The sequence below is a fragment of the Agromyces sp. G08B096 genome, assembly GCF_040267705.1.
Lineage (GTDB): Bacteria > Actinomycetota > Actinomycetes > Actinomycetales > Microbacteriaceae > Agromyces.
In genome coordinates this window covers 1,248,046-1,266,467 of record NZ_CP158374.1, presented here as the reverse complement: position 1 = coordinate 1,266,467, position 18,422 = coordinate 1,248,046, and the positions used below count along the sequence as shown (strand labels likewise).

At 73.6% G+C, this 18,422-nt stretch carries 17 protein-coding genes; 10 read left to right on the top strand and 7 right to left on the bottom strand.

Annotated elements, in window-relative coordinates:
- The first annotated feature begins 70 nt into the window (after window positions 1-70).
- Window positions 71-295, top strand: a complete 225-nt coding sequence (locus ABIQ69_RS06245) for a DUF3107 domain-containing protein (protein WP_350349513.1) — start codon at window positions 71-73, stop codon at window positions 293-295.
- Complete coding sequence (locus ABIQ69_RS06240) at window positions 295-603, top strand: hypothetical protein (protein ID WP_350349512.1); 309 nt, start codon at window positions 295-297, stop codon at window positions 601-603. Before ABIQ69_RS06245 ends, ABIQ69_RS06240 begins: the two co-directional genes overlap by 1 nt.
- Before the next feature lie 94 nt (window positions 604-697).
- Here ABIQ69_RS06240 and ABIQ69_RS06235 read toward each other — a convergent pair whose 3' ends face one another.
- Window positions 698-1,411 (bottom strand): ferritin-like fold-containing protein, encoded by a 714-nt coding sequence (locus ABIQ69_RS06235; RefSeq protein WP_350349511.1) that lies wholly within the window; start codon window positions 1,409-1,411, stop codon window positions 698-700.
- 135 nt (window positions 1,412-1,546) lie between these two features.
- On the opposite strand from ABIQ69_RS06235, the gene ABIQ69_RS06230 reads away from it, so the two are divergent.
- A complete protein-coding gene (locus tag ABIQ69_RS06230; protein WP_350349510.1) occupies window positions 1,547-3,118 on the top strand; it encodes a DEAD/DEAH box helicase in 1,572 nt (523 codons plus the stop codon).
- 78 nt (window positions 3,119-3,196) lie between these two features.
- On the opposite strand, the gene ABIQ69_RS06225 is transcribed toward ABIQ69_RS06230, so the two are convergent.
- Window positions 3,197-4,069 (bottom strand): PHP domain-containing protein, encoded by an 873-nt coding sequence (locus ABIQ69_RS06225; protein ID WP_350349509.1) that lies wholly within the window; start codon window positions 4,067-4,069, stop codon window positions 3,197-3,199.
- A gap of 95 nt (window positions 4,070-4,164) precedes the next feature.
- Here ABIQ69_RS06225 and ABIQ69_RS06220 point away from each other — a divergent pair, with 95 nt between their 5' ends.
- Window positions 4,165-5,193 (top strand): endonuclease/exonuclease/phosphatase family protein, encoded by a 1,029-nt coding sequence (locus ABIQ69_RS06220; protein ID WP_350349508.1) that lies wholly within the window; start codon window positions 4,165-4,167, stop codon window positions 5,191-5,193.
- Between the two features lie 49 nt (window positions 5,194-5,242).
- Entirely contained in the window at window positions 5,243-6,820 is a 1,578-nt protein-coding gene (locus tag ABIQ69_RS06215; RefSeq protein ID WP_350349507.1) for an aminopeptidase P family protein, read from the top strand.
- Window positions 6,821-6,877: 57 nt separating this feature from the next.
- Here the strand turns inward: ABIQ69_RS06215 and ABIQ69_RS06210 are convergent, their stop codons facing one another.
- The gene (locus tag ABIQ69_RS06210; protein WP_350349506.1) at window positions 6,878-7,225 is read right to left on the bottom strand and encodes a TIGR02611 family protein; all 348 of its coding nucleotides are present in this window, start codon (window positions 7,223-7,225) and stop codon (window positions 6,878-6,880) included.
- Window positions 7,226-7,275: 50 nt separating this feature from the next.
- Window positions 7,276-8,082 (bottom strand): general stress protein, encoded by an 807-nt coding sequence (locus tag ABIQ69_RS06205; protein ID WP_350349505.1) that lies wholly within the window; start codon window positions 8,080-8,082, stop codon window positions 7,276-7,278.
- A 68-nt stretch (window positions 8,083-8,150) separates the two neighbouring features.
- Here ABIQ69_RS06205 and ABIQ69_RS06200 point away from each other — a divergent pair, with 68 nt between their 5' ends.
- The 4 genes from ABIQ69_RS06200 to ABIQ69_RS06185 are packed head-to-tail and all read left to right on the top strand — an operon-like array spanning window position 8,151 to window position 12,062.
- On the top strand, window positions 8,151-9,479 hold the full coding sequence (locus ABIQ69_RS06200; protein ID WP_350349504.1) for a CBS domain-containing protein: 1,329 nt from the start codon (window positions 8,151-8,153) through the stop codon (window positions 9,477-9,479).
- Window positions 9,466-9,999, top strand: coding sequence for a DUF1003 domain-containing protein (locus tag ABIQ69_RS06195; protein ID WP_350349503.1), 534 nt, complete (start codon window positions 9,466-9,468; stop codon window positions 9,997-9,999). The genes ABIQ69_RS06200 and ABIQ69_RS06195 overlap by 14 nt, the downstream gene beginning before the upstream one ends.
- Complete coding sequence (locus tag ABIQ69_RS06190; RefSeq protein ID WP_350349970.1) at window positions 9,983-11,176, top strand: P-loop NTPase; 1,194 nt, start codon at window positions 9,983-9,985, stop codon at window positions 11,174-11,176. Before ABIQ69_RS06195 ends, ABIQ69_RS06190 begins: the two co-directional genes overlap by 17 nt.
- A 4-nt stretch (window positions 11,177-11,180) precedes the next feature.
- Window positions 11,181-12,062, top strand: coding sequence for a hypothetical protein (locus tag ABIQ69_RS06185; RefSeq protein WP_350349502.1), 882 nt, complete (start codon window positions 11,181-11,183; stop codon window positions 12,060-12,062).
- An 89-nt stretch (window positions 12,063-12,151) separates the two neighbouring features.
- Here ABIQ69_RS06185 and ABIQ69_RS06180 read toward each other — a convergent pair whose 3' ends face one another.
- Both ABIQ69_RS06180 and ABIQ69_RS06175 read right to left on the bottom strand, forming a co-directional pair.
- Entirely contained in the window at window positions 12,152-13,672 is a 1,521-nt protein-coding gene (locus ABIQ69_RS06180; RefSeq protein ID WP_350349501.1) for an aminotransferase class V-fold PLP-dependent enzyme, read from the bottom strand.
- Window positions 13,669-15,090 (bottom strand): MFS transporter, encoded by a 1,422-nt coding sequence (locus ABIQ69_RS06175; RefSeq protein WP_350349500.1) that lies wholly within the window; start codon window positions 15,088-15,090, stop codon window positions 13,669-13,671. Before ABIQ69_RS06175 ends, ABIQ69_RS06180 begins: the two co-directional genes overlap by 4 nt.
- Before the next feature lie 79 nt (window positions 15,091-15,169).
- Here ABIQ69_RS06175 and ABIQ69_RS06170 point away from each other — a divergent pair, with 79 nt between their 5' ends.
- Complete coding sequence (locus ABIQ69_RS06170; protein ID WP_350349499.1) at window positions 15,170-16,720, top strand: succinic semialdehyde dehydrogenase; 1,551 nt, start codon at window positions 15,170-15,172, stop codon at window positions 16,718-16,720.
- A 29-nt stretch (window positions 16,721-16,749) separates the two neighbouring features.
- Here the strand turns inward: ABIQ69_RS06170 and ABIQ69_RS06165 are convergent, their stop codons facing one another.
- Window positions 16,750-18,264, bottom strand: coding sequence for an MATE family efflux transporter (locus ABIQ69_RS06165; RefSeq protein ID WP_350349498.1), 1,515 nt, complete (start codon window positions 18,262-18,264; stop codon window positions 16,750-16,752).
- Window positions 18,265-18,422 lie beyond the last annotated feature (158 nt).

Here is an 18,422-nt window from a genome sequence, read left to right as displayed (position 1 = left end):
CCGACAGTGAACGGCGGGACGCTCCCATCGGGCGTGCCATAGTGTTGCAAGCACGACAGAAAGGCGCATCGTGGACGTTCGCATCGGCATCCAGAACTCCCCTCGTGAACTCGGGTTCGAGTCGTCCCAGACGGCCGCCGAGATCCAGCAGGCCGTCGAGGCCGCGCTCTCGGGGCAGTCCTCGCTGCTCAAGCTCGCCGATGACAAGGGCACGGTCTACGTGGTGCCCGCCGCGGCGCTCGCCTACATCGAGATCGGCTCGGAGGAATCCCGCCGCATCGGGTTCGTCGCCTGATGGAACTGCTGTTCGTGACGCTCGGCGGCGCGATCCTCGGCGCCATCGCGCGCTACACGCTGCCGCGCCGGCAGACGTACGGCAGCGTGCTCGTGCCGGCCATCGGGGCGGCCGTGGCCGCCGTCGTGTGGGTGGGCCTCACCTGGCTCGGCTGGGCCTGGGACGGCGGCTGGATCTGGGTCGTCTCCCTCGTCGCCGCTGGCGCGGCGGTCGTGGCATCCGTGCTCCTCATCGGGCCGCGTCGCGAGCGGGCGGATGCCGCGCTCTTCGAGCGCCTGTCGCGCCCCGGCGCGGCCGTCGCGCGCTGAGGCCGCGCGCTCGGTCGCCACGTCGTCCACCGGGGAACGCCGCCCTGCGCGAGCGCTCAGGCCGTGAAACCCGGCAGCCCTTCAGGACGAGCGCTCAGGCGGTGAGGCCGAGCGCGTCCATGCGGCGCGTGTGATCGGCGATGAGCTCGGTGAAGACGGGCTCGACGTCCTCGTCGAACCGGCCGCTGGGCTCGGCCCCGCGGAGGGCCGACCGTGCGATGAGCAGCGTGTCGCCGACGAGGCTGCGGCCCCAGAGCGCCAGCCGGTCGGCGAGCCCCCGTTGCTCGGCGATCGCCCGCCCGAGCTCCCGCTGGAGCACCTCCGCCGCGCCCTGCTCGTCGAGGATGCGCCGGACGCGGTCGCCCACCTCGTGCGGCAGCCCTGCGGCGAGCCGGGCGAAGAAGTCGTCGAGCATGCCCGTGGTGACGTGGATGCCGAGCAGCAGCTCGTACCAGTCGGCGCCGGCGGTCGCCTCGCGGAACCGGTCGGTCGCGGGCGCGAACGGCGCCATCACTTCGACGGGCTCCACGCCCTCGCGACGGAGCTCGGCGATGAGGGCGTGGTGCTTGCGCAGCGCCACACCGGCCGCGGCCGACAGGCCCTCCTTCGAGTCGATCGAGGGCGCGGTGGCCACGGCGCGGGCGAGGTTCTCGAACGCCTCGAGCTGGATGTACGCGGCCTGGCCGAGGAAGGCGACCGGCTCGGGGACGAGCTCGGTGAAGTCGACCCTGGCGAGGTCGGTCGGCGCCACACGCGGGCGGAGCCGCGGCGTCTCGCGCGAACCGCGCCTTGCTGACCAGAGCACCACGCAGGACAGCATAACGGGGGAGGCATCCTCGACTCCGTTAGGCTGGGTTGCGTACGCGGGCGATGGAACCGCGACCGTGCGCCTGCGGAAGAGATCAGGGCGCACCCGAGCAAGACCGACAGGCGGAAACTTCCCGTGACCACGTTCACCGAACTCGGCGTGGCGTCAGACATCGTCGACGCACTCGCCGGGAAGGGCATCGTCGATGCCTTCCCCATCCAGGAGCAGACCATCCCCCTCGCCCTCTCCGGGCAGGACATCATCGGCCAGGCCAAGACCGGCACCGGCAAGACCTTCGGCTTCGGCCTGCCGCTCATCCAGCGGCTGGGCGACGACCCCGAGCCCGGCGTGAAGGCGCTCGTCGTCGTGCCGACGCGCGAGCTGTGCGTCCAGGTCACCGAAGACCTCGAGCTCGCGACCTCGAACCGCCCGACGAAGGTCGTCGCGATCTACGGCGGCAAGGCGTACGAGGGGCAGATCGAGCAGATCAAAGCCGGCGCGCAGATCGTCGTCGGCACGCCCGGGCGTCTCCTCGACCTCGCGAGCCAGCGGCTGCTGAACCTCGGGCAGGTCCAGGAGATGGTGCTCGACGAGGCCGACAAGATGCTCGACCTCGGCTTCCTGCCCGATATCGAGAAGCTCTTCTCCAAGACGCCGGCGGTGCGGCACACCATGCTGTTCTCGGCCACGATGCCGGGCCAGATCGTCGCGCTCGCGCGCCGCTTCATGTCGAAGCCGATCCACATCCGCGCGAACGACCCCGATGAGGGGCTGACGCAGGCGAACATCAAGCATCTCGTCTACCGGGCGCACTCGCTCGACAAGGACGAGGTGATCGCCCGCATCCTCCAGGCCGAGGGCCGCGGCAAGACCGTCATCTTCACGCGCACGAAGCGGGCGGCGGCGAAGCTCGTCGAGGAGCTGAACGACCGCGGCTTCAACGCCGCGGCCGTGCACGGCGACCTGAACCAGGATCAGCGCGAGCGCGCGATGGCCGCGTTCAAGGCCGGCAAGAAGGACGTGCTGATCGCCACGGATGTCGCGGCGCGAGGCATCGACGTCGACGATGTGACGCACGTCATCAACCACACGATCCCCGACGACGACAAGACGTACCTGCACCGCGCGGGTCGCACGGGACGTGCCGGCAAGACGGGCATCGCGGTCACCTTCGTCGACTGGGACGACCTGCACAAGTGGGCGCTCATCAACCGGGCGCTCGAGTTCGGCCAGCCCGAGCCGGTCGAGACGTACTCGTCGAGCCCGCACCTCTACACCGACCTCGACATCCCCGAGGGCACGAAGGGGCGGCTGAAGCCCGCCGCCGCGGCCCCGCGGGCCGCGACGGCCGGGCGCAGCGAGTCGGGCCGCGGCGAGTCCGGCCGGGAGCGTTCCGGCCGGAGCGGCGAGCGCCGTGAGGGCGACGCCGGCGAGTCGGGCGAGCGGTCCTCGCGCAGCCGGTCGCGACGCCGGACCCGCGGCGGGCGACCCGAGACGGATGCCTCGTCGGCCACGGCCGACCAGAGCAGGGCGTCCTCGCGGGAGGCCGGCTCGGCGGACGCCGAGACCAAGGCCCCGGGCTCCGGCACGCACGACGGCGCGGGCCGAGAGCACCACGACGGCAACGCCGCGGCGCCCCGCCGGCGCCGCCGCCGCCGGGGCTCGTCGTCGGGTGGCGGTCAGGCCGCGCCCGCGCAGCAGGGCTGAGACGCAGCGTCGTCGGTGCCCGGCTGACGCGGGGCATCGACGGCGGATTCCCGGAGTGGCTGGCGGTGGACGCCGCCGCTACGGCAGCACGGGCGCCGAGCCCGTGCCCTCCGCGACGAGCCGGGCGACGACGTCGGCGCTCGTCCGGCACTCCCCCAGCCGATTCGGCTTTCCCGACCCGTGGTAGTCGCTCGACCCGGTGACCGCGAGGCCGAACCGCTCGGCGAGCTGCCGCAGGCGCGGCTTGGCGTCGGGCCGGTTCTCGGGGTGGTCGACCTCGAGGCCGAAGAGTCCGGCGTCCACGAGCTGGGCGAGCCGTTCCTCCGGGATGACCCGCTCCGCGCCCCTCGTTCCCGGGTGTGCGAGCACGGGGACCCCGCCGGCGGCCCGGATGAGGCGCACCGCGGTGAGCGGGTCGGGGGCGTAGTGCGGCTGGGCGTATCCGGCCCGCGGGTGCAGGATGCCGGAGAACGCCGCCGACCTCGTGGCCACGTGGCCCCTTGCGACCAGCGCGTCGGCGATGTGCGGGCGACCGATGGTGGTGCCCTCGATGGTCTGGGCGAGCACGTCGTCCCAGCTGAGGTCGTAGTCGCGCGAGATGCGGCGGACGATCTCCTCCGCACGGGTGAGGCGGGACTCACGGATACGTGCGGTCTCGGCGATCAGGCCCTCATCGAGGGGGTCGACGAGGTAGGCCAGCATATGCACGCTGGTGAACCCCTCGCGCGTGGACAGCTCCATGCCGGGGATGAGCGCCACGCCCGTGCCGGGCACCGCGGCGGCGGCCTCGGCCCATCCGGCGGTCGAGTCGTGATCGGTGAGCGCGATCGCGCCGAGCCCGATCGATGCCGCCTCCGCGAGGAGTGCGCCCGGCGTCTCGGTGCCGTCCGACACCACCGAGTGCACGTGCAGGTCGGCTTCGCCGATGGCCCGGGTCCCGTCTGCACGCATCCCCTCATGCTACAAGCGGGCTCCCGGCCGACTCCCAGGCGATCGCCAGCGCCCGGCCCCGGACGTGCCCCGTTCTGGTGGCTAGGGTGGGAAGAATGCTCCCCCGCATCCTCGGCTGGGCCGCCGTCGTCGTCACCGCCGCCATCGCGGCGATCCTCGTGTGGCCGCAGGCGTTCGGGCTGCAGAACCAGTGGATCTCCGCGCACGTGGTCGCGCTCCGCGGCTCGGCAGCGGCCGCCGGGATCGCCGCGGCGGCGCTCTTCGCGCTGCTGGCACTTCCCCGCCGGACGCGCCGGTTCGGCATCGCCATGGCGAGCGTGCTCGCGCTGTTCGCGGCCGGCAACGTGGCCGTGCTCGCCATGCGCGGGCTCGGCTCGAGCGCGGCACCGGCCGAGGCATCCGATGCCGACGCGGTGACGGTGCTCGCCTGGAACACGCTCGGCGAGGTCCCCGACGCGCAGACCATCGCCGATCTCGCGCTGCGGGAGGGCGCCGACGTGATCTCGCTGCCCGAGACCACCGACCCGCTCGGCGAGGACGTCGCGGTCGCGATGCGCGACGGCGGGCGGCCGATGTGGGTGCACACGCTCGCCTTCGACGACATCGCGAAGGCACGATCGACGACGCTGCTGATCAGCCCAGACCTCGGCGACTACGAGGTGGTGTCGGCGGAGTGGCCTGGCCCTCCGGGCAATACGAACACCCTGCCGACCGTGGTGGCCGAACCGGTCGACGGCGACGGCCCCCGCATCGTCGCCGTGCACGCGGTCGCGCCGATCCGGTGGGAGCTGCGCAATTGGCGGAGCGACCTCGACTACCTGGCCGGTCTCTGCACCGGCGAGGACGTCATCCTCGCCGGCGACTTCAACGCCACGCTCGATCATTTCGCCGGCCGCGGCGTCGACGGCGGAGATCTCGGTCGCTGCAGCGACGCGGCGCGGGCGGGCGGCGCCGCCGGGCTCGGGACGTGGCCGACGGATCTGCCCCCCGTCCTCGGCAGCCCGATCGACCACGTGCTCGCCACGCCGAACTGGGAGGTCGCGAGCTTCCGGGTCCTCGGCGAGTTCGACGACGCCGGCAGCGACCACCGGCCGATCGTCGCGACGCTGGTGCGCGCGGGCTGACGGCCCGACGCCGCGCCACCGGCCAGCGGGCGGTGCGAGAATGGATGCCATGTCCGAGACCACCGACACCTCCACCGCGCCCGTCGAGCCCGAGCTGACCGAGACGGCGACCGACGAGCGCGACCGCAACGCGAACCGTTCGACGACGCCCGGTTCCGAGCGGTTCAAGGACTTCATCAGCAGCGGCTGGGCGGAGCGCGACGAAGCGCTCCCGCCCGCACGCGCTCAGGCGGCCTACGCGGCGGCGCGGCGCGCCGCGGTCTCCCAGGCCTTCCCCGGCCAGCGGCTCATCATCCCCGCCGGCGACCTCAAGCAGCGGGCGAACGACACCGAGTACCCGTTCCGTGCGCACTCGGCGTTCGCGCACCTCACCGGCTGGGGATCGGACTCCGAGCCGGGCGCCGTGCTCGTCCTCGAGCCCGAGGGCGGCGAGGGCCACCTGGCCACCGTCTACTTCCGCGAGCGTGCTGGCCGCGATTCCGACGAGTTCTACGCCAACCCGGCGATCGGCGAGTTCTGGATCGGCCCCCGTCCGTCGCTCGCGCACGTCGCGGCCGACCTCGGCGTCGCGACGCGCGACATCGGCGAGTTCGACGCCGTCATCGACCGCGTCGACACCGCGACCCTCGTGCTCCGCGAGGCGGATGCCGCGCTGACCGAGCGCGTCGACCACGCCCGGATCCGGTTCGCGGCGGAGGAGGCGCTCTCGACGAACGCCCAGGACGCGCCCTTCAGCCTCGAGGTCGGTGCCGACCACGAGCCCGACGGCGAGCTCGCGCGGGTCTGCTCGGAACTCCGCCTCGTGAAGGACGACTTCGAAATCGCCGAGCTCCGCGCCGCCGTCGAGGCCACGAGCCGCGGCTTCACCGAGGTGCTCTCCGAGCTGCCCCGGATCACGGCCGAGGTGCGCGGCGAGCGGGTGATCGAGGGCGTGTTCGCCACGCGGGCGCGCCTCGACGGCAACGACGTCGGCTACGGCTCCATCGCCGCGGCCGGTCCCCACGCCACGATCCTGCACTGGACTCGCAACGACGGGCCCGTGGTGCCCGGCGACCTGGTGCTCCTCGACGCCGGCGTCGAGATGGACTCGTACTACACGGCCGACATCACCCGCACGTTCCCGGTGAACGGCACCTTCTCCGACGTGCAGCGGCAGGTCTACGAGGCGGTCCGCGAGGCGGCCGACGCGGCGTTCGCGATCGTGCGACCCGGCATCGTCTTCCGCGAGATCCACGCCGCCGCGATGCAGGTCATCGCCCGTCGCACGGCCGAGTGGGGGTTCCTGCCGGTGTCGGCCGAGGAATCGCTCGACCCCTCGAACCAGTTCCACCGCCGCTACATGGTGCACGGCACGAGCCACCACCTCGGACTCGACGTCCACGACTGCGCGCAGGCGCGCCGCGACCTGTACATGGACGGCGTGCTGGAGGCCGGCATGGTCTTCACCATCGAGCCGGGTCTCTACTTCCAGCCCGACGACCTCACGGTCCCCGAGGAGTTCCGCGGCATCGGCGTGCGCATCGAGGACGACATCCTCGTGACGGCCGACGGCGCGGAGAACCTGTCGGCGGGCATCCCGCGCACGGCCGACGAGGTCGAGGCGTGGGTGCGCCAGGCGCAGCGCTGATCGGGACCGCTCGGCCGGTCAGCGGGCGCACGGCGCCGCTGATCGGGCCGACGGGCGTCAGCCGGAGTTCTCGGCGCGGCGGGCGCGTCTCGCGCGCCACCACGTCCAGAACCGGTCGAGCGCCCGTTTGATGAAGACGGCGGCGCGCCTCGCCCAGGCGAACTCGGTGCCGAGGATGGCGAGGCCGAGGAAGACGACGAGCCAGCCCGGACCCGGAAGCGGGACGAGCGCGAGGCCGCCGACCGCGATCACGCCGCCGAGGACGCCGACGCCGGCACGGTAGACCGTCCGGAGCCGCGGATGCCGGTCGATGCCGGCGCGGAGGCGCCGGAGCGCCACGCGCACGGGCCGGTCGCGTCGCTCACCGTTCGCGATGTCGCGGCGGAGCTCCTCCTCGCTCACCATGCGGGAGACGATAGGCGGCGAATCCGACCGAGGGCTGGGAGCCGGATGCCTCAGCGCCCGTCGGCGTCGCCCGTACCGCCGGTCGTGCGCTCGCGCCCCGTGGCGCCGCCGTCCGCCGCGCTGCCGTGTGTGGCGCCGCCGTCCGCGGCGCGGCCGTCCGTGGCCTCGGGGCCGTGGTCGGAGGCGTCTCCCGGCTCGGGAGCCAGCTCGCCGTACCGCGGGCGCGCCGGCGCGGCCTCCGCTGCCTCGGCCGCCGCGCGGGCCCGGCGCGCGGCATCCGTCGCCTCGCCGTACGTCCGCGGGGCCGCCTCGCCGGTACCGGCTGTGGAGGACGCCGACGAGGTCGGCGCCGAAGGCGGCGCGGCCGGGGCGTCGACGCCCAGCACGTCGCGGGCTCGCGAGACGTGCGCCGGGTCGGCGATGATCGCGTACCGCGTGGCCAGCACCTGCATGACGGAGGTGAAGTCGCGCCGGCGCCGGTTGGCGGAGTAGGAGACGAGGCCGAAGATCATGCCGAATCCCGCGCCGATGAGGACCGCGGAGGCGAGGATGCCGAGCCCCGCACCCGTCGGCGAGAAGATGAAGAACAGCAGACCGAGGAACAGGCCGAACCAGGCGCCCGACAGCGCGCCGGCGCCGGCCGCCCGACCCCACGTCAGCTTGCCGGTGATGCGCTCGACGCTCGTCAGGTCGGTGCCGACGATCGACAGCTCCTTCACCGGGAACTCCGCCTTCGCGAGACGGTCGACCGCCGCCTGCGCCTCCTGATAGGTCTCGAAACTCGCGACGGTCTCGCCCTTCGGAAGGGTCGGGAACGCCTGGGCGGCGCGGCCGCCGAACGGGCTCGGAGTGCTCATCGGGTCATTGTCCCACGGGGGCTGCGGTCGCGGCCGGATTCCAGCTGTCGGGGGCTAAGTTGGTAGGCGTGAGCGCCACGAGAGTCTTCGTCGCCCGACTCGCCGGGTGCGCCGTCTTCGACCCCGCAGGCGATCGGGTCGGCCGGGTGCGCGACGTGCTCGTCGTCTACCGCAAGTCCGACGCGCCGCGCGTCGTGGGGCTCATCGTCGAGATCCCCGGCAAACGCCGCGTGTTCCTCTCCATCGGCCGCGTGACCTCCATCGGCGGCGGGCAGATCATCACCACCGGGCTCATCAACCTGCGCCGATTCGAGCAGCGCGGCGGCGAGGTGCGCGTCATCGCCGAGATGCTCGGCCGCAAGGTCGCCTTCAACGACGGCTCAGGCGAGGCGACCATCGAGGATGTCGCGATCGAGGAGCAGGAGCCCGGCGAGTGGGAGGTCTCCCAGCTCTTCGTGCGCCGCCCCAAGGGCGCATCGCCCTTCTCGAAGGGCCCGTCGGCGTACGTGACGTGGCGCGAGGTGCGCGAGGCCGCGCAGGCCGGTCAGGCGCAGTCGGCCGAACAGCTCATCGCCACCTACTCGGAGCTGAAGCCCGCGGACCTCGCGAACACCCTGCTCGACCTGCCGCCGCAGCGCCGGCAGGAGGTCGCCGAGGAACTGCCAGACGACCGTCTCGCCGACGTGCTCGAGGAGATGCCCGAGTCCGACCAGGTCGACATCCTCGCCGGCCTCGGCGACGACCGCGCCGCCGACGTGCTCGATCACATGCAGCCTGACGACGCCGCCGACCTCATCGCCCAGCTGCCCGAGGAGCGCGGCGAGCACCTGCTCGAGCTCATGGAGCCGGAGGAGGCGGAGGACGTCCGGTTCCTCCTCGCGTACGGTCCGGACACGGCCGGCGGCCTCATGACGACCGAGCCCATCATCGTGTCCGCGGACGCGACCGTCGCGGAGGGGCTCGCGCTCATCCGCCGGCACGACCTCCCGCCGGCGCTCGGCGCCGCCGTGTGCGTGACCCTCCCGCCTTACGAGCCGCCCACCGGCCGGTTCCTCGGCGTCGTGCACTTCCAGCGGATGCTCCGCTACCCGCCGCACGAGCGCCTCGGCTCGCTCATCGACCAGGGCCTCGAGCCGGTCACCGCCGACACGTCGGCCGCCGAGGTGAGCCGCATCCTCGCCAGCTACGACCTGGTCTCCGTGCCGGTCGTGGACGAGAAGCACCGACTCGTCGGGGTGGTGACCATCGACGACGTCCTCGACTACCTCCTGCCCGACGACTGGCGAAGTCATCCCGAGGAGGACGAGGTGACCAGGCGCGCGACCGCGCGCGCACAGCTGGCGACGGGAAGCATCCCGATCCACCACGGAAGGAGGGCAGGAGATGGCACGCGCTGACGTCGACGACCGGCGATTCGAGACCCCGAAGGGCATGCGGCGATCGCCCGCCTTCCGGGGCTCAGGCGACCGCGACCGGTTCGGCCGGTTCACCGAGTGGGTCGCGCGCGGCATGGGCACCCCCTGGTTCCTGCTCGGCCTGTCGCTGTTCGTGCTCGTGTGGATGCTGTGGAACACGCTCGCTCCCGCCGAGTGGCAGTTCGACCGCGCCGACTACGGGTTCATCGCCCTGACGCTCGTGCTGTCGCTGCAGGCGTCGTACGCGGCGCCCCTCATTCTGCTCGCGCAGAACCGGCAGGACGATCGCGACCGCGTGCAGATCGAGCAGGACCGCCAGCGCGCCGAGCGGAACCTCGCCGACACCGAGTACCTCGCCCGCGAGGTCGTGGCGCTCCGGCTCGCCGTGAAGGATCTCGCGTCGAAGGAGTTCATCCGCGCCGAGCTCCGGCAGGTGCTGGAGGAGCTCGACCGTCGCGACGAGGAGGAGGACGCCGAGCGTGCCCCTGCCCCCGCTTCCTGACCCGGCGCCCGACCGCGCATCGCTCGAGGCGAGGGTGCACGCCGCCCTCGGCGCGGTCGTCGACCCCGAGATCCGCCGACCGATCACCGAGCTCGACATGGTCGGCGGTGTCACGGCCGACGACGCGGGCCGGGTCAGGGTGGACGTGCGCCTCACGATCGTCGGATGCCCCGCGAGCGATCGCATCGAGCGCGACGCCCGGGAGGCGGCCGAGACGGTCGTCGGCCGGGGCAACGCCGAGGTGGTGCTCTCGGTGATGACGCCGGAGCAGCGGGCGGCGCTCACCGAGCGTCTCCGCGGCGGACGCGCGGCGCGCGGCAACCCGTTCGGCCCCGGCACGCTGACCCGGGTGATCGCCATCACGAGCGGCAAGGGCGGTGTCGGCAAGTCGACGCTCACGGCGAACCTCGCGGTCGCCCTGGCGGCGCGCGGCCTGGCGGTCGGGCTCGTCGACGCCGATGTCCACGGCTTCTCGATCCCCGCGCTCCTCGGCCTCGTCGACGAGCACGGCAACGCCGCGCGGCCGACCCGGGTCGACGACATGATCCTGCCGCCCGTCGCCCACGGCGTGAAGGTCATCTCGATCGGCATGTTCGTCGAACCGGCCGAGCCCGGCGGGCGCGCGTCATCCGTCGCCGTGGCCTGGCGCGGGCCGATGCTGCATCGCACGCTGTCGCAGTTCCTCACCGACGTCTACTTCGGCGACCTCGACGTGCTGCTGGTCGACCTGCCGCCCGGCACGGGCGACGTCGCGATCTCGCTCGGGCAGCTGCTGCCGAACGCCGAGGTGGTCGTCGTGACGACGCCGCAGCCGGCCGCCGCCGACGTCGCCGAGCGCTCGGGCGTGGTCGCACGGCAGACCGGTCAGCGAGTCGTGGGCGTGGTGGAGAACATGGCGGCGTTCACCAGCGCCGACGGCGCGCTCATCGACCTCTTCGGCGCCGGCGGCGGGGCCGAGGTCGCCCGCCGGCTCTCCGAGGGTCAGCCCGAGGCCGTCCCCCTCCTCGCGAGCGTGCCGCTCAGCGTGGCGCTTCGGCAGGGCGGCGACGCCGGCACGCCGGTCGTCGCCACCGCACCCGACGACCCCGCGGCGCGTGCGATCGAGCAGGTCGCCGCCGCGCTCGCCGCCCGTCCCCGCTCCCTGCAGGGCCGCCGACTCGACGTCTCGGTTCGGTGACCGGATGCCCCGCCGCCGCGCCGTCACCCGCACGAGGTGTCTCGCGGCCTCGGTCGTCGTCGCGGCCGTCTCGGTGACCGCGGGCTGCGCCGTCGCGGCCGAACCAGACGGAGCCGTGCCCGGCGAGATCACCGCGAGCGTGCTGCAGAGCCGGCAGGACGTCGTCGACGGGCGGCTGGTGGTGCAGGTCGACAACGGCGCGGACACGACGCTCGTGATCGACCGGTTGACGGTCGCCTCCGCCGGGCTGGAGGACGAGCTCGAGCTCCAGGGGCCCAAACGCGTTCCGCCGGGCCGCTCGGTCGCCTACCGCATGGACCTGCCCGGCCCGACCTGCGACGAGGTGGTGGCCGACCCGCCGTCGATCGTCATCGAGGCCCAGCTCGGTGATGCGTCGGTCGCCGGCCGCGTGCCGGCGACGGATCCGTACGACACGATCGCCCGCGTGCAGCACACCGGCTGCCTCGCCGCGGCCGTCGAGGAGATCGTGGCGATCACCCCTCCGGAACGGCTGCGGTCGACGGGGTCCGGCACCGAGCGGCGAGCGGTGCTCGACCTCGCCGTCGCGCCCGTCGCCGGCGCCGAGGGCAGCGTCGAGGTGCACCAGGTGCTCGGCACGACCCTGCTCTCGGCGGAGGGCGGGCTCGACTGGCCGGTGACCGCGACCATCGAGGGCGGCGGGTCGGCGTCGACCATCGAGCTGCCGGTGCGTCCGGCTCGCTGCGATCCCCACGCCGGTGCGGAGGACAAGCGCGGCACCATCATCCCCATCGAGGTGACCACAAGCGACGGGTGGAGCGGACTCTACGAAGTCCGGTCCGGGCCCGCGCTGAAGCAGGACCTCTTCGACTACTTCACCGAGCGCTGCGGCCTGCCGTCGAGCTGAGCGGGCGGCTGCGTCGGCCGCGGCGGGCCGACGCGGCCGGAGCTTGCCGAGGCCGGGACCCTGGCCTCAGCGAACCTCCGACCCCGGACTCAGCGGCTCCCGCCGCGCGCAGGCGGCTCGACCACCCGGGCGAGGAGTTCGACGAGCAGCCGCTCAGACAGCTCGGGCGGCAGCGCCTCGACCAGTGCGAGCACGGGCGCCATCCGATCGGGCAACGCGGATGCCCCGCCGAGCAGACCGAACGAGGCGAGCAGCAGGGCCGCTCCGTCGCTGTCGAGCCCGGACGCCGATGTTGCGAGCGCCGCGGCGCCCTCCGGCCCGCCGGCGAGTTCGGCGAGGAGCATCCGGCCGTCCGCGGCGGGCACCCCGCGCACCTCGTCGGCCGCGGCCCGCAGGGCGGGACGAAGCTCGCCCAGCACGTCGGCGGTGACGGGCGTGATCGTGAGGTGGGTCGTGCGCGGGAGCGGGTCGGCTCCGTCCTGGGTCAGGCCCGGCTGCAGCTGCAGGTGCCAGCCGAGTGCGCGGGCGGCGTCCGCCCAGTGGTGCGGGTCGACGCGGCGGTCGGGGGCGAGCGTCTCGTCCGTGGCGACGGCGAGGAGCGGGCCGGCCGGCTCTCCGACGACGCGGAGCCCCTCGATGCCCTCGACGGTCTCACGGAGCGCGTCGGCGGCGAGCGCGGCGCGCGCCGCGAGCTCGGCGAACCCGTCGGCGCCGAGCGCCTGGATGATCGCCCAGGCGGCGGCGAGCGGGCCGGCCGGCTTCGAGCCGGTCATCGTGGGGTTCACCACCGGGTAGCCCGGCCACCTCGTCGTCGCGAAGTACTGCCGTCGCTGGCGGTCGCGTCCGCGCGTCAGCAGCACCGAGACGCCCTTCGGGGCGTACCCGTACTTGTGCAGGTCGGCCGACAGCGTCGTCACGCCGGGGACGCGGAAATCCCAGGGCGCCGCACCGGGATGCTCCGGGCCGAAGGCGAGCGCGAAGCCGCCGATGCACGCGTCGACGTGGAGCCAGATGCCCCTCGGGAAGGTGACGGCCGCGACGTCGGCGACCGGATCCATCGTCGCGAAGGGATACGACGGGGCGCTCACGACGACGAGCGCGACGTCGTCGCCCAGCCGCTCCTCGATCGCCGCGACCGGCGCGCTGCCCGTCGCGGGGTCGACCGGCACGAGATCGAGCGCGAGACCGAAGTAGGCGGCCGCCTTCTGGAAGGCCGCGTGCACCGTGACCGGGGCGACGAGCCGCGGGGTCCGGGGAGTGCCGGCCCGTGCCGCCCGCCACGCGTCGCGCGCCGACTTCACCGCGAGCAGGCAGCTCTCGGTCCCGCCGGACGTCACCGAACCGACGACCTCGTCATCGCCGTTGAACGCGTCGCGGGCGAACCCGACGACCGCGGACTCGAGGGCGGCCACCGAGGTGAAGGTCGTCGGGTCGAGCCCGTTGACCGGCTGCACCAGCCGGGCGGCGTCGGCCGCGAGCGCGTCGAGTTCTGCGACGCCGGAGTCGTACACGTAGGAGAGGATGTGGCCGCCGTGCGTCGGCGCATCGGCGTCGCGGAGGGCGCGGAGTTCCTCCAGGATGGCGGCGGGGTCGCGGCGCAGCTCGGTCATCGGCTTCCTTCCTGGGGTGCGCCCGTCGCCGGCGCGGCATCGGCGGCGAGCTCCGCCGGGGTGGTGGTGCCGTCGACGTCGTCGCGCCGGAGGTGGTACCCGCGGAGCGCGATGAGGCTCAGGGCGACGAGCGCGGCCGGCAGCACGCTGAAGCTCATCACGATGCCGGCGACGGCGCCGGCGCCCTGTTCGACGACCTCGGCCCCCGTGGACTCGAGGTAGCCCGTGACGGCGAGCACGATGGACAGCAGCGTCGCGCCGAGCGCCATGCCGGCCGTCTCGCCCGCGGTCCAGACGCCGCTGAAGCTGCCGGCCCGGTCGGCGCCGTGCCGTGCGGCGTCGTGCGAGATCACATCGGGGAGCATGGCCATGGGCAGCGACTGCATGCCCGCGTACGCGGCACCCGCGACGCCGACCGGCACGTACACCCACGCGCCCGGCGTCCACAGCATGCCGACCAGGGAGAGGGCGGCGACCGCGAAGACGGAACTCGCGATGGCGAACCCGCTCTCCTTCCCGACGCGCCGCGCGAGCGCGGCCCAGAGGGGCGCGCAGAGCACCGCCGGCGCGATGAGCGCGACGAAGAGCAGCGTCACGGCGGATTCCGAACGCAGCACCCAGGTCGCCACGAACTGGGCGCCGGCGAGCATGAGCCCCGTCGCGAGTCCCTGCAGCACGAACGTCGCGAGGAGCGCTCGGAACGGGGCGCTGCGCCGGAGCGCGTCGAGCCCCTCACGGTATCCGTCACGGAGGCCCCCGCCGGGCGCCCCGGCCGCCGCGGAGGGTCGGGGCGCGCGGCGCACCGCCGTCGTCGACGCGACCAGCATGCCGGCGCCGATCGCGAGGCCGGCGACGATCGCCATCACCAGGTAGCCGACGTGCTCGTCGTCGAACGCGGCACGGACCTCCGGACCTCCCGCCCCGAACGCGAGGATCGCGACCGTGAGCACCACGACCCGCCAGGTCAGCAGCCGCGTGCGGTCGTCGTACCCCGCCGTGAGCTCGGCCGGCAGCGCGAGGTAGGGCACCTGGAAGACGCTGAACGCCGTGGCGGTCGCGAGGAACGCCAGGCACACCCAGATCGCCGACCCGACGGGGCCGATGCCGGCGGGAACGGCGAACGTGAGCGCGAAGCCCACGGGCAGCAGTGCGGCACCCGCGAGCATCCACGTGCGCCGGGTGCCCGTGCGGGCCAGCGCGCGATCGCTCCGTTCGCCGATGAACGGGTCGATCACCACGTCCCACACCTTCGCGGCCGTCACGACCAGACCCGCGGCGAGCGCGGCGACGCCCAGCGTGTCGGTCAGGTAGTACACGAGCACGAGCCCGGGCAGCGTCGCGAACCCGCCGGTGCCGATCGATCCGATCGCGTACCTCGCCACGACGCCGCGCGGGAGGGGACGCTCCGGTGCGGTCATGGGGGCAGTGTAGTGGTCGCGAGCGAGGGCTGCGCGGATGCCCCGAGCCGAAGTGGGTCAGGTGACCTAGACTGTGCGCATGCGCGCCCAGACGGCCTCCCCCGCCCTGTTCGCGAGCCTCGCCGACGATGTGGTCGCGTCAGGCTCCGACACCATCTCCGTGCCCGTCCCCGCGACGGGTGAGCCGCATCACGACCTGCCGCGCTCGAGCGGAGACGACGTGCGCGACGCCGTCTCGCGGGCGAGGCTCGCCCAGCTCGCCTGGGCACGCGCCGGCTTCGCCCACCGGCGCCGGGTGCTGCTGCGCGCCCACGACCTGATCCTGCAGCGCAGCGACCTGCTGCTCGACCTCATCCAGACCGAGAGCGGCAAGACCCGCGGCCAGGCGCTCGAGGAGGTCTTCGAAGCGGCATCCGTGACTCGCTACAACGCGCTCACCGCCGCGGCGACGCTGCGTGGCCGGCGCGCACGCGGGGGCATCCCGCTCGTCGTCTCGACCCGCGTGCGCTACGCGCCGAAGGGCGTCGTCGGCGTCATCACGCCGTGGAACTACGCGCTGAGCCTCGCCGCGATGGACGTCGTGCCTGCGCTCGCGGCCGGATGCGCCGTGGTGCAGAAGGCCGACGACCAGGGCGCGCTGTCGATCCTCGCGCTGCGGCGCGCGTTCATCGAGGCGGGCGTGCCCGAGGCGCTCTGGGCCGTCGTCGCCGGCGAGGCGGCCGAGGCCGGCGAAGCGCTCACCGACGAGGTCGACTACATCTGCTTCACCGGCTCCACCGCGACCGGGCGGCGCATCGCCGAGAAGGCCGGCCGCCGTCTCGTGGGCGCCTCGCTCGAACTCGGCGGCAAGAACGCGATGATCGTGCTCGACGACGTCGACCCCGAACAGGCCGCCGCGGACGCCGCGTACGCGTGCTTCGCCGCGATGGGTCAGCTCTGCGTCTCGATCGAGCGCATCTACGTCCACCGGCGCATCGCGGGCCCGTTCCAGCGCGCGCTCGTGGCGCGGCTGCGCGACGCCCGCATCGGCACCTCGCTCGACTTCGAGTCGGACTTCGGCTCGCTCGCGAGTTCGGCGCAGCTCGAGCGGGTGCGCTCCCACCTCGACGACGCCGTCGCGAAGGGCGCGACCGTGCTGGTCGGCGGCGAACCGCGCACGGATGTCGGGCCGTGGTGCTTCTCCCCCACGGTGCTCACCGGGGTCACCCCCGAGATGCGCGTGTACGGCGAGGAGACGTTCGGCGCGATCGCCTCGCTGTACGTGGTCGACAGCGACGAGGAGGCCGTGCTCGCGGCGAACGCGAGCGAGTACGGGCTGAACGCGTCGGTGCTCACGCGTTCGACGTCGCGCGGGCGGCGGATCGCCGACTCGCTCGCCGCCGGCAGCGTGAACCTCGGCGAGGGCTACCGGGGCTCGTTCTCCTCGGTGGCCGCGCCGATGGGCGGCGTCAAGGCGTCGGGGGTCGGCCGGCGCAACGGCCGCGAAGGGCTGCTGCGGTTCGTCGAGCCCGTCACGGTGTCGCGGGCGACGGGGCTGCTTCAGCTGCCCCGGACGGGAGGCGAGTTCCGCGTGCTCGCCGGACCGTTCTTGCTGCTCGCCCGGGTGCTGAAGGCGATCCGCCGGGCCTGACCGGGGTCTGGCCTGACCGGGGTCGGGCCTCAGCGGCTCTTCGACCGCTGGCGGGCCGCCCGGGCCGCACGGCGCCGGAACGGCGACCGAACCGCGTCGACCGGTGCCTGCACCGGGATGGCCCCCGTGACGACGGCGTCGACCGTCATCGAGCCGTCGACGGGGCCGACGACCGCGATCGGCGTCGTCGGGGTCGCGGTCCGCGGCTCCACGCGCATGCGCCCGAGCTTGCGGTGCTCGCGGAGGTACGCCGGCAGGAGCAGCGCGACCGCGCCGAGCCAGGCGAGCGGGTTGCTCCACACCACGCCGACGAAGCCGAACGCCGCGCCGAGCACGATGGCGGCCAGCACGCGCATCACGAGCTCGACGACGCCCGTGAGCGTCGGCACGAGGGTGTGCCCCAGCCCCTGCAGGGCCCCGCGGAGCACGAAGAGCACACCGAGCGAGGCGTACAGGAATCCGTTCACCGCGAGCATCGTCGCCGCGTCCGCGACGACGGCGTCGGAGCCCTCGTCGACGAAGAGTCGCACGAGGTCGGCGCCGAAGGCGATCAGGACGGCGCCGAGCACGACGCTCACGCCGATCGAGATCCAGACGGCCTGCACGACGCCGCGACGGATGCGATCCGGCCGGCGGCCGCCGAGGTTCTGCGCCGCGAACATGGACACGGCGAGGCCGATGGACTGCAGCAACGCCACCGCCAGCGAGTCGACCCGCGAGGCCGTCGTATAGGCGGCGACCGCGCCGGCGCCGAGCTCGTTCAGCGCGACCTGCACCGTGAGCGTGCCGATCGCGATGATCGAGGCCTGGAACCCCATAGGGAGGCCGACGCGGAGGTGCTCGGAGAACTCGGCCCGGGAGAATCGCCAGTCCTCGCGCCGCAGATGCAGCATCGGCAGGCGTCGGCGCACGTACTCGAGACAGAGCAGGACGGAGACCGCCTGGGCTACGCCCGTCGCGAGCGCAGCGCCCGCGACGCCCCACTCCAGCACGCCGACCATCACGAGGACCAGCGCGACGTTGAGCGCGCACGCGAGCGTGAGGAAGACGAGCGGGGTGCGCGAGTCGCCGACGGCGCGGATGATCGCCGACAGGTAGTTGAAGAACATGACAGCGGCAGAGCCGAGGAAGCTCACCTGGGTGAACACCGTCGCTTCGGGGAGCAGCTCCTCCGGCGTCTGCATGAGCTGCAGCGCGGGTCCGGCGAGCAGCGGCGCGCCGATCGTGAGCACGACGCTCATGGCGCCCGTGAGCAGCGTGCCGATGGCCACCGAGCGCCGCACGGCGGCGTGGTCGCGGGCGCCGAACGCCTGGGCCGTCGGGATCGCGAAGCCCGACGTCACCCCCCAGGCGAACCCGAGCAGCAGGAAGAGCAGGCTGCCCGTCGCCCCGACGGCGGCGAGGGAGTCGACCCCGAGATGCCGACCGACGACGATCGCGTCGGCGATCTGGTACAGCTGCTGCACGACGTTGCCGATGAGCAGGGGCACCGCGAAGACGGTGATGACGCGCCACGGCGCGCCGGTGGTGAGGGTTCTGGCCATGTGGATTCTCGGTGGAGGCGTGGGTGTGAGGACGGGTGGGGGCTCCACGACGGGCGCGGGGGAAGTCACCGCCCACGACTGTATCGAATCGATTCGAGCGACGCCAGCGGCGCCGGCCGGGTCAGAGGTCAGAGGTCAGAGGTCAGAGCCAGCGAGAT

Coding starts and splice junctions, on each gene's coding strand:
- ABIQ69_RS06205 (WP_350349505.1), bottom strand. CDS start 8,082: ATGAGCACTCCGAGCCCGTTCGGCGGCCGCGCCGCCCAGGCGTTCCCG.
- ABIQ69_RS06195 (WP_350349503.1), top strand. CDS start 9,466: ATGGCACGCGCTGACGTCGACGACCGGCGATTCGAGACCCCGAAGGGC.
- ABIQ69_RS06185 (WP_350349502.1), top strand. CDS start 11,181: ATGCCCCGCCGCCGCGCCGTCACCCGCACGAGGTGTCTCGCGGCCTCG.
- ABIQ69_RS06215 (WP_350349507.1), top strand. CDS start 5,243: ATGTCCGAGACCACCGACACCTCCACCGCGCCCGTCGAGCCCGAGCTG.
- ABIQ69_RS06210 (WP_350349506.1), bottom strand. CDS start 7,225: ATGGTGAGCGAGGAGGAGCTCCGCCGCGACATCGCGAACGGTGAGCGA.
- ABIQ69_RS06170 (WP_350349499.1), top strand. CDS start 15,170: ATGCGCGCCCAGACGGCCTCCCCCGCCCTGTTCGCGAGCCTCGCCGAC.
- ABIQ69_RS06225 (WP_350349509.1), bottom strand. CDS start 4,069: ATGCGTGCAGACGGGACCCGGGCCATCGGCGAAGCCGACCTGCACGTG.
- ABIQ69_RS06180 (WP_350349501.1), bottom strand. CDS start 13,672: ATGACCGAGCTGCGCCGCGACCCCGCCGCCATCCTGGAGGAACTCCGC.
- ABIQ69_RS06175 (WP_350349500.1), bottom strand. CDS start 15,090: ATGACCGCACCGGAGCGTCCCCTCCCGCGCGGCGTCGTGGCGAGGTAC.
- ABIQ69_RS06165 (WP_350349498.1), bottom strand. CDS start 18,264: ATGGCCAGAACCCTCACCACCGGCGCGCCGTGGCGCGTCATCACCGTC.
- ABIQ69_RS06240 (WP_350349512.1), top strand. CDS start 295: ATGGAACTGCTGTTCGTGACGCTCGGCGGCGCGATCCTCGGCGCCATC.
- ABIQ69_RS06220 (WP_350349508.1), top strand. CDS start 4,165: ATGCTCCCCCGCATCCTCGGCTGGGCCGCCGTCGTCGTCACCGCCGCC.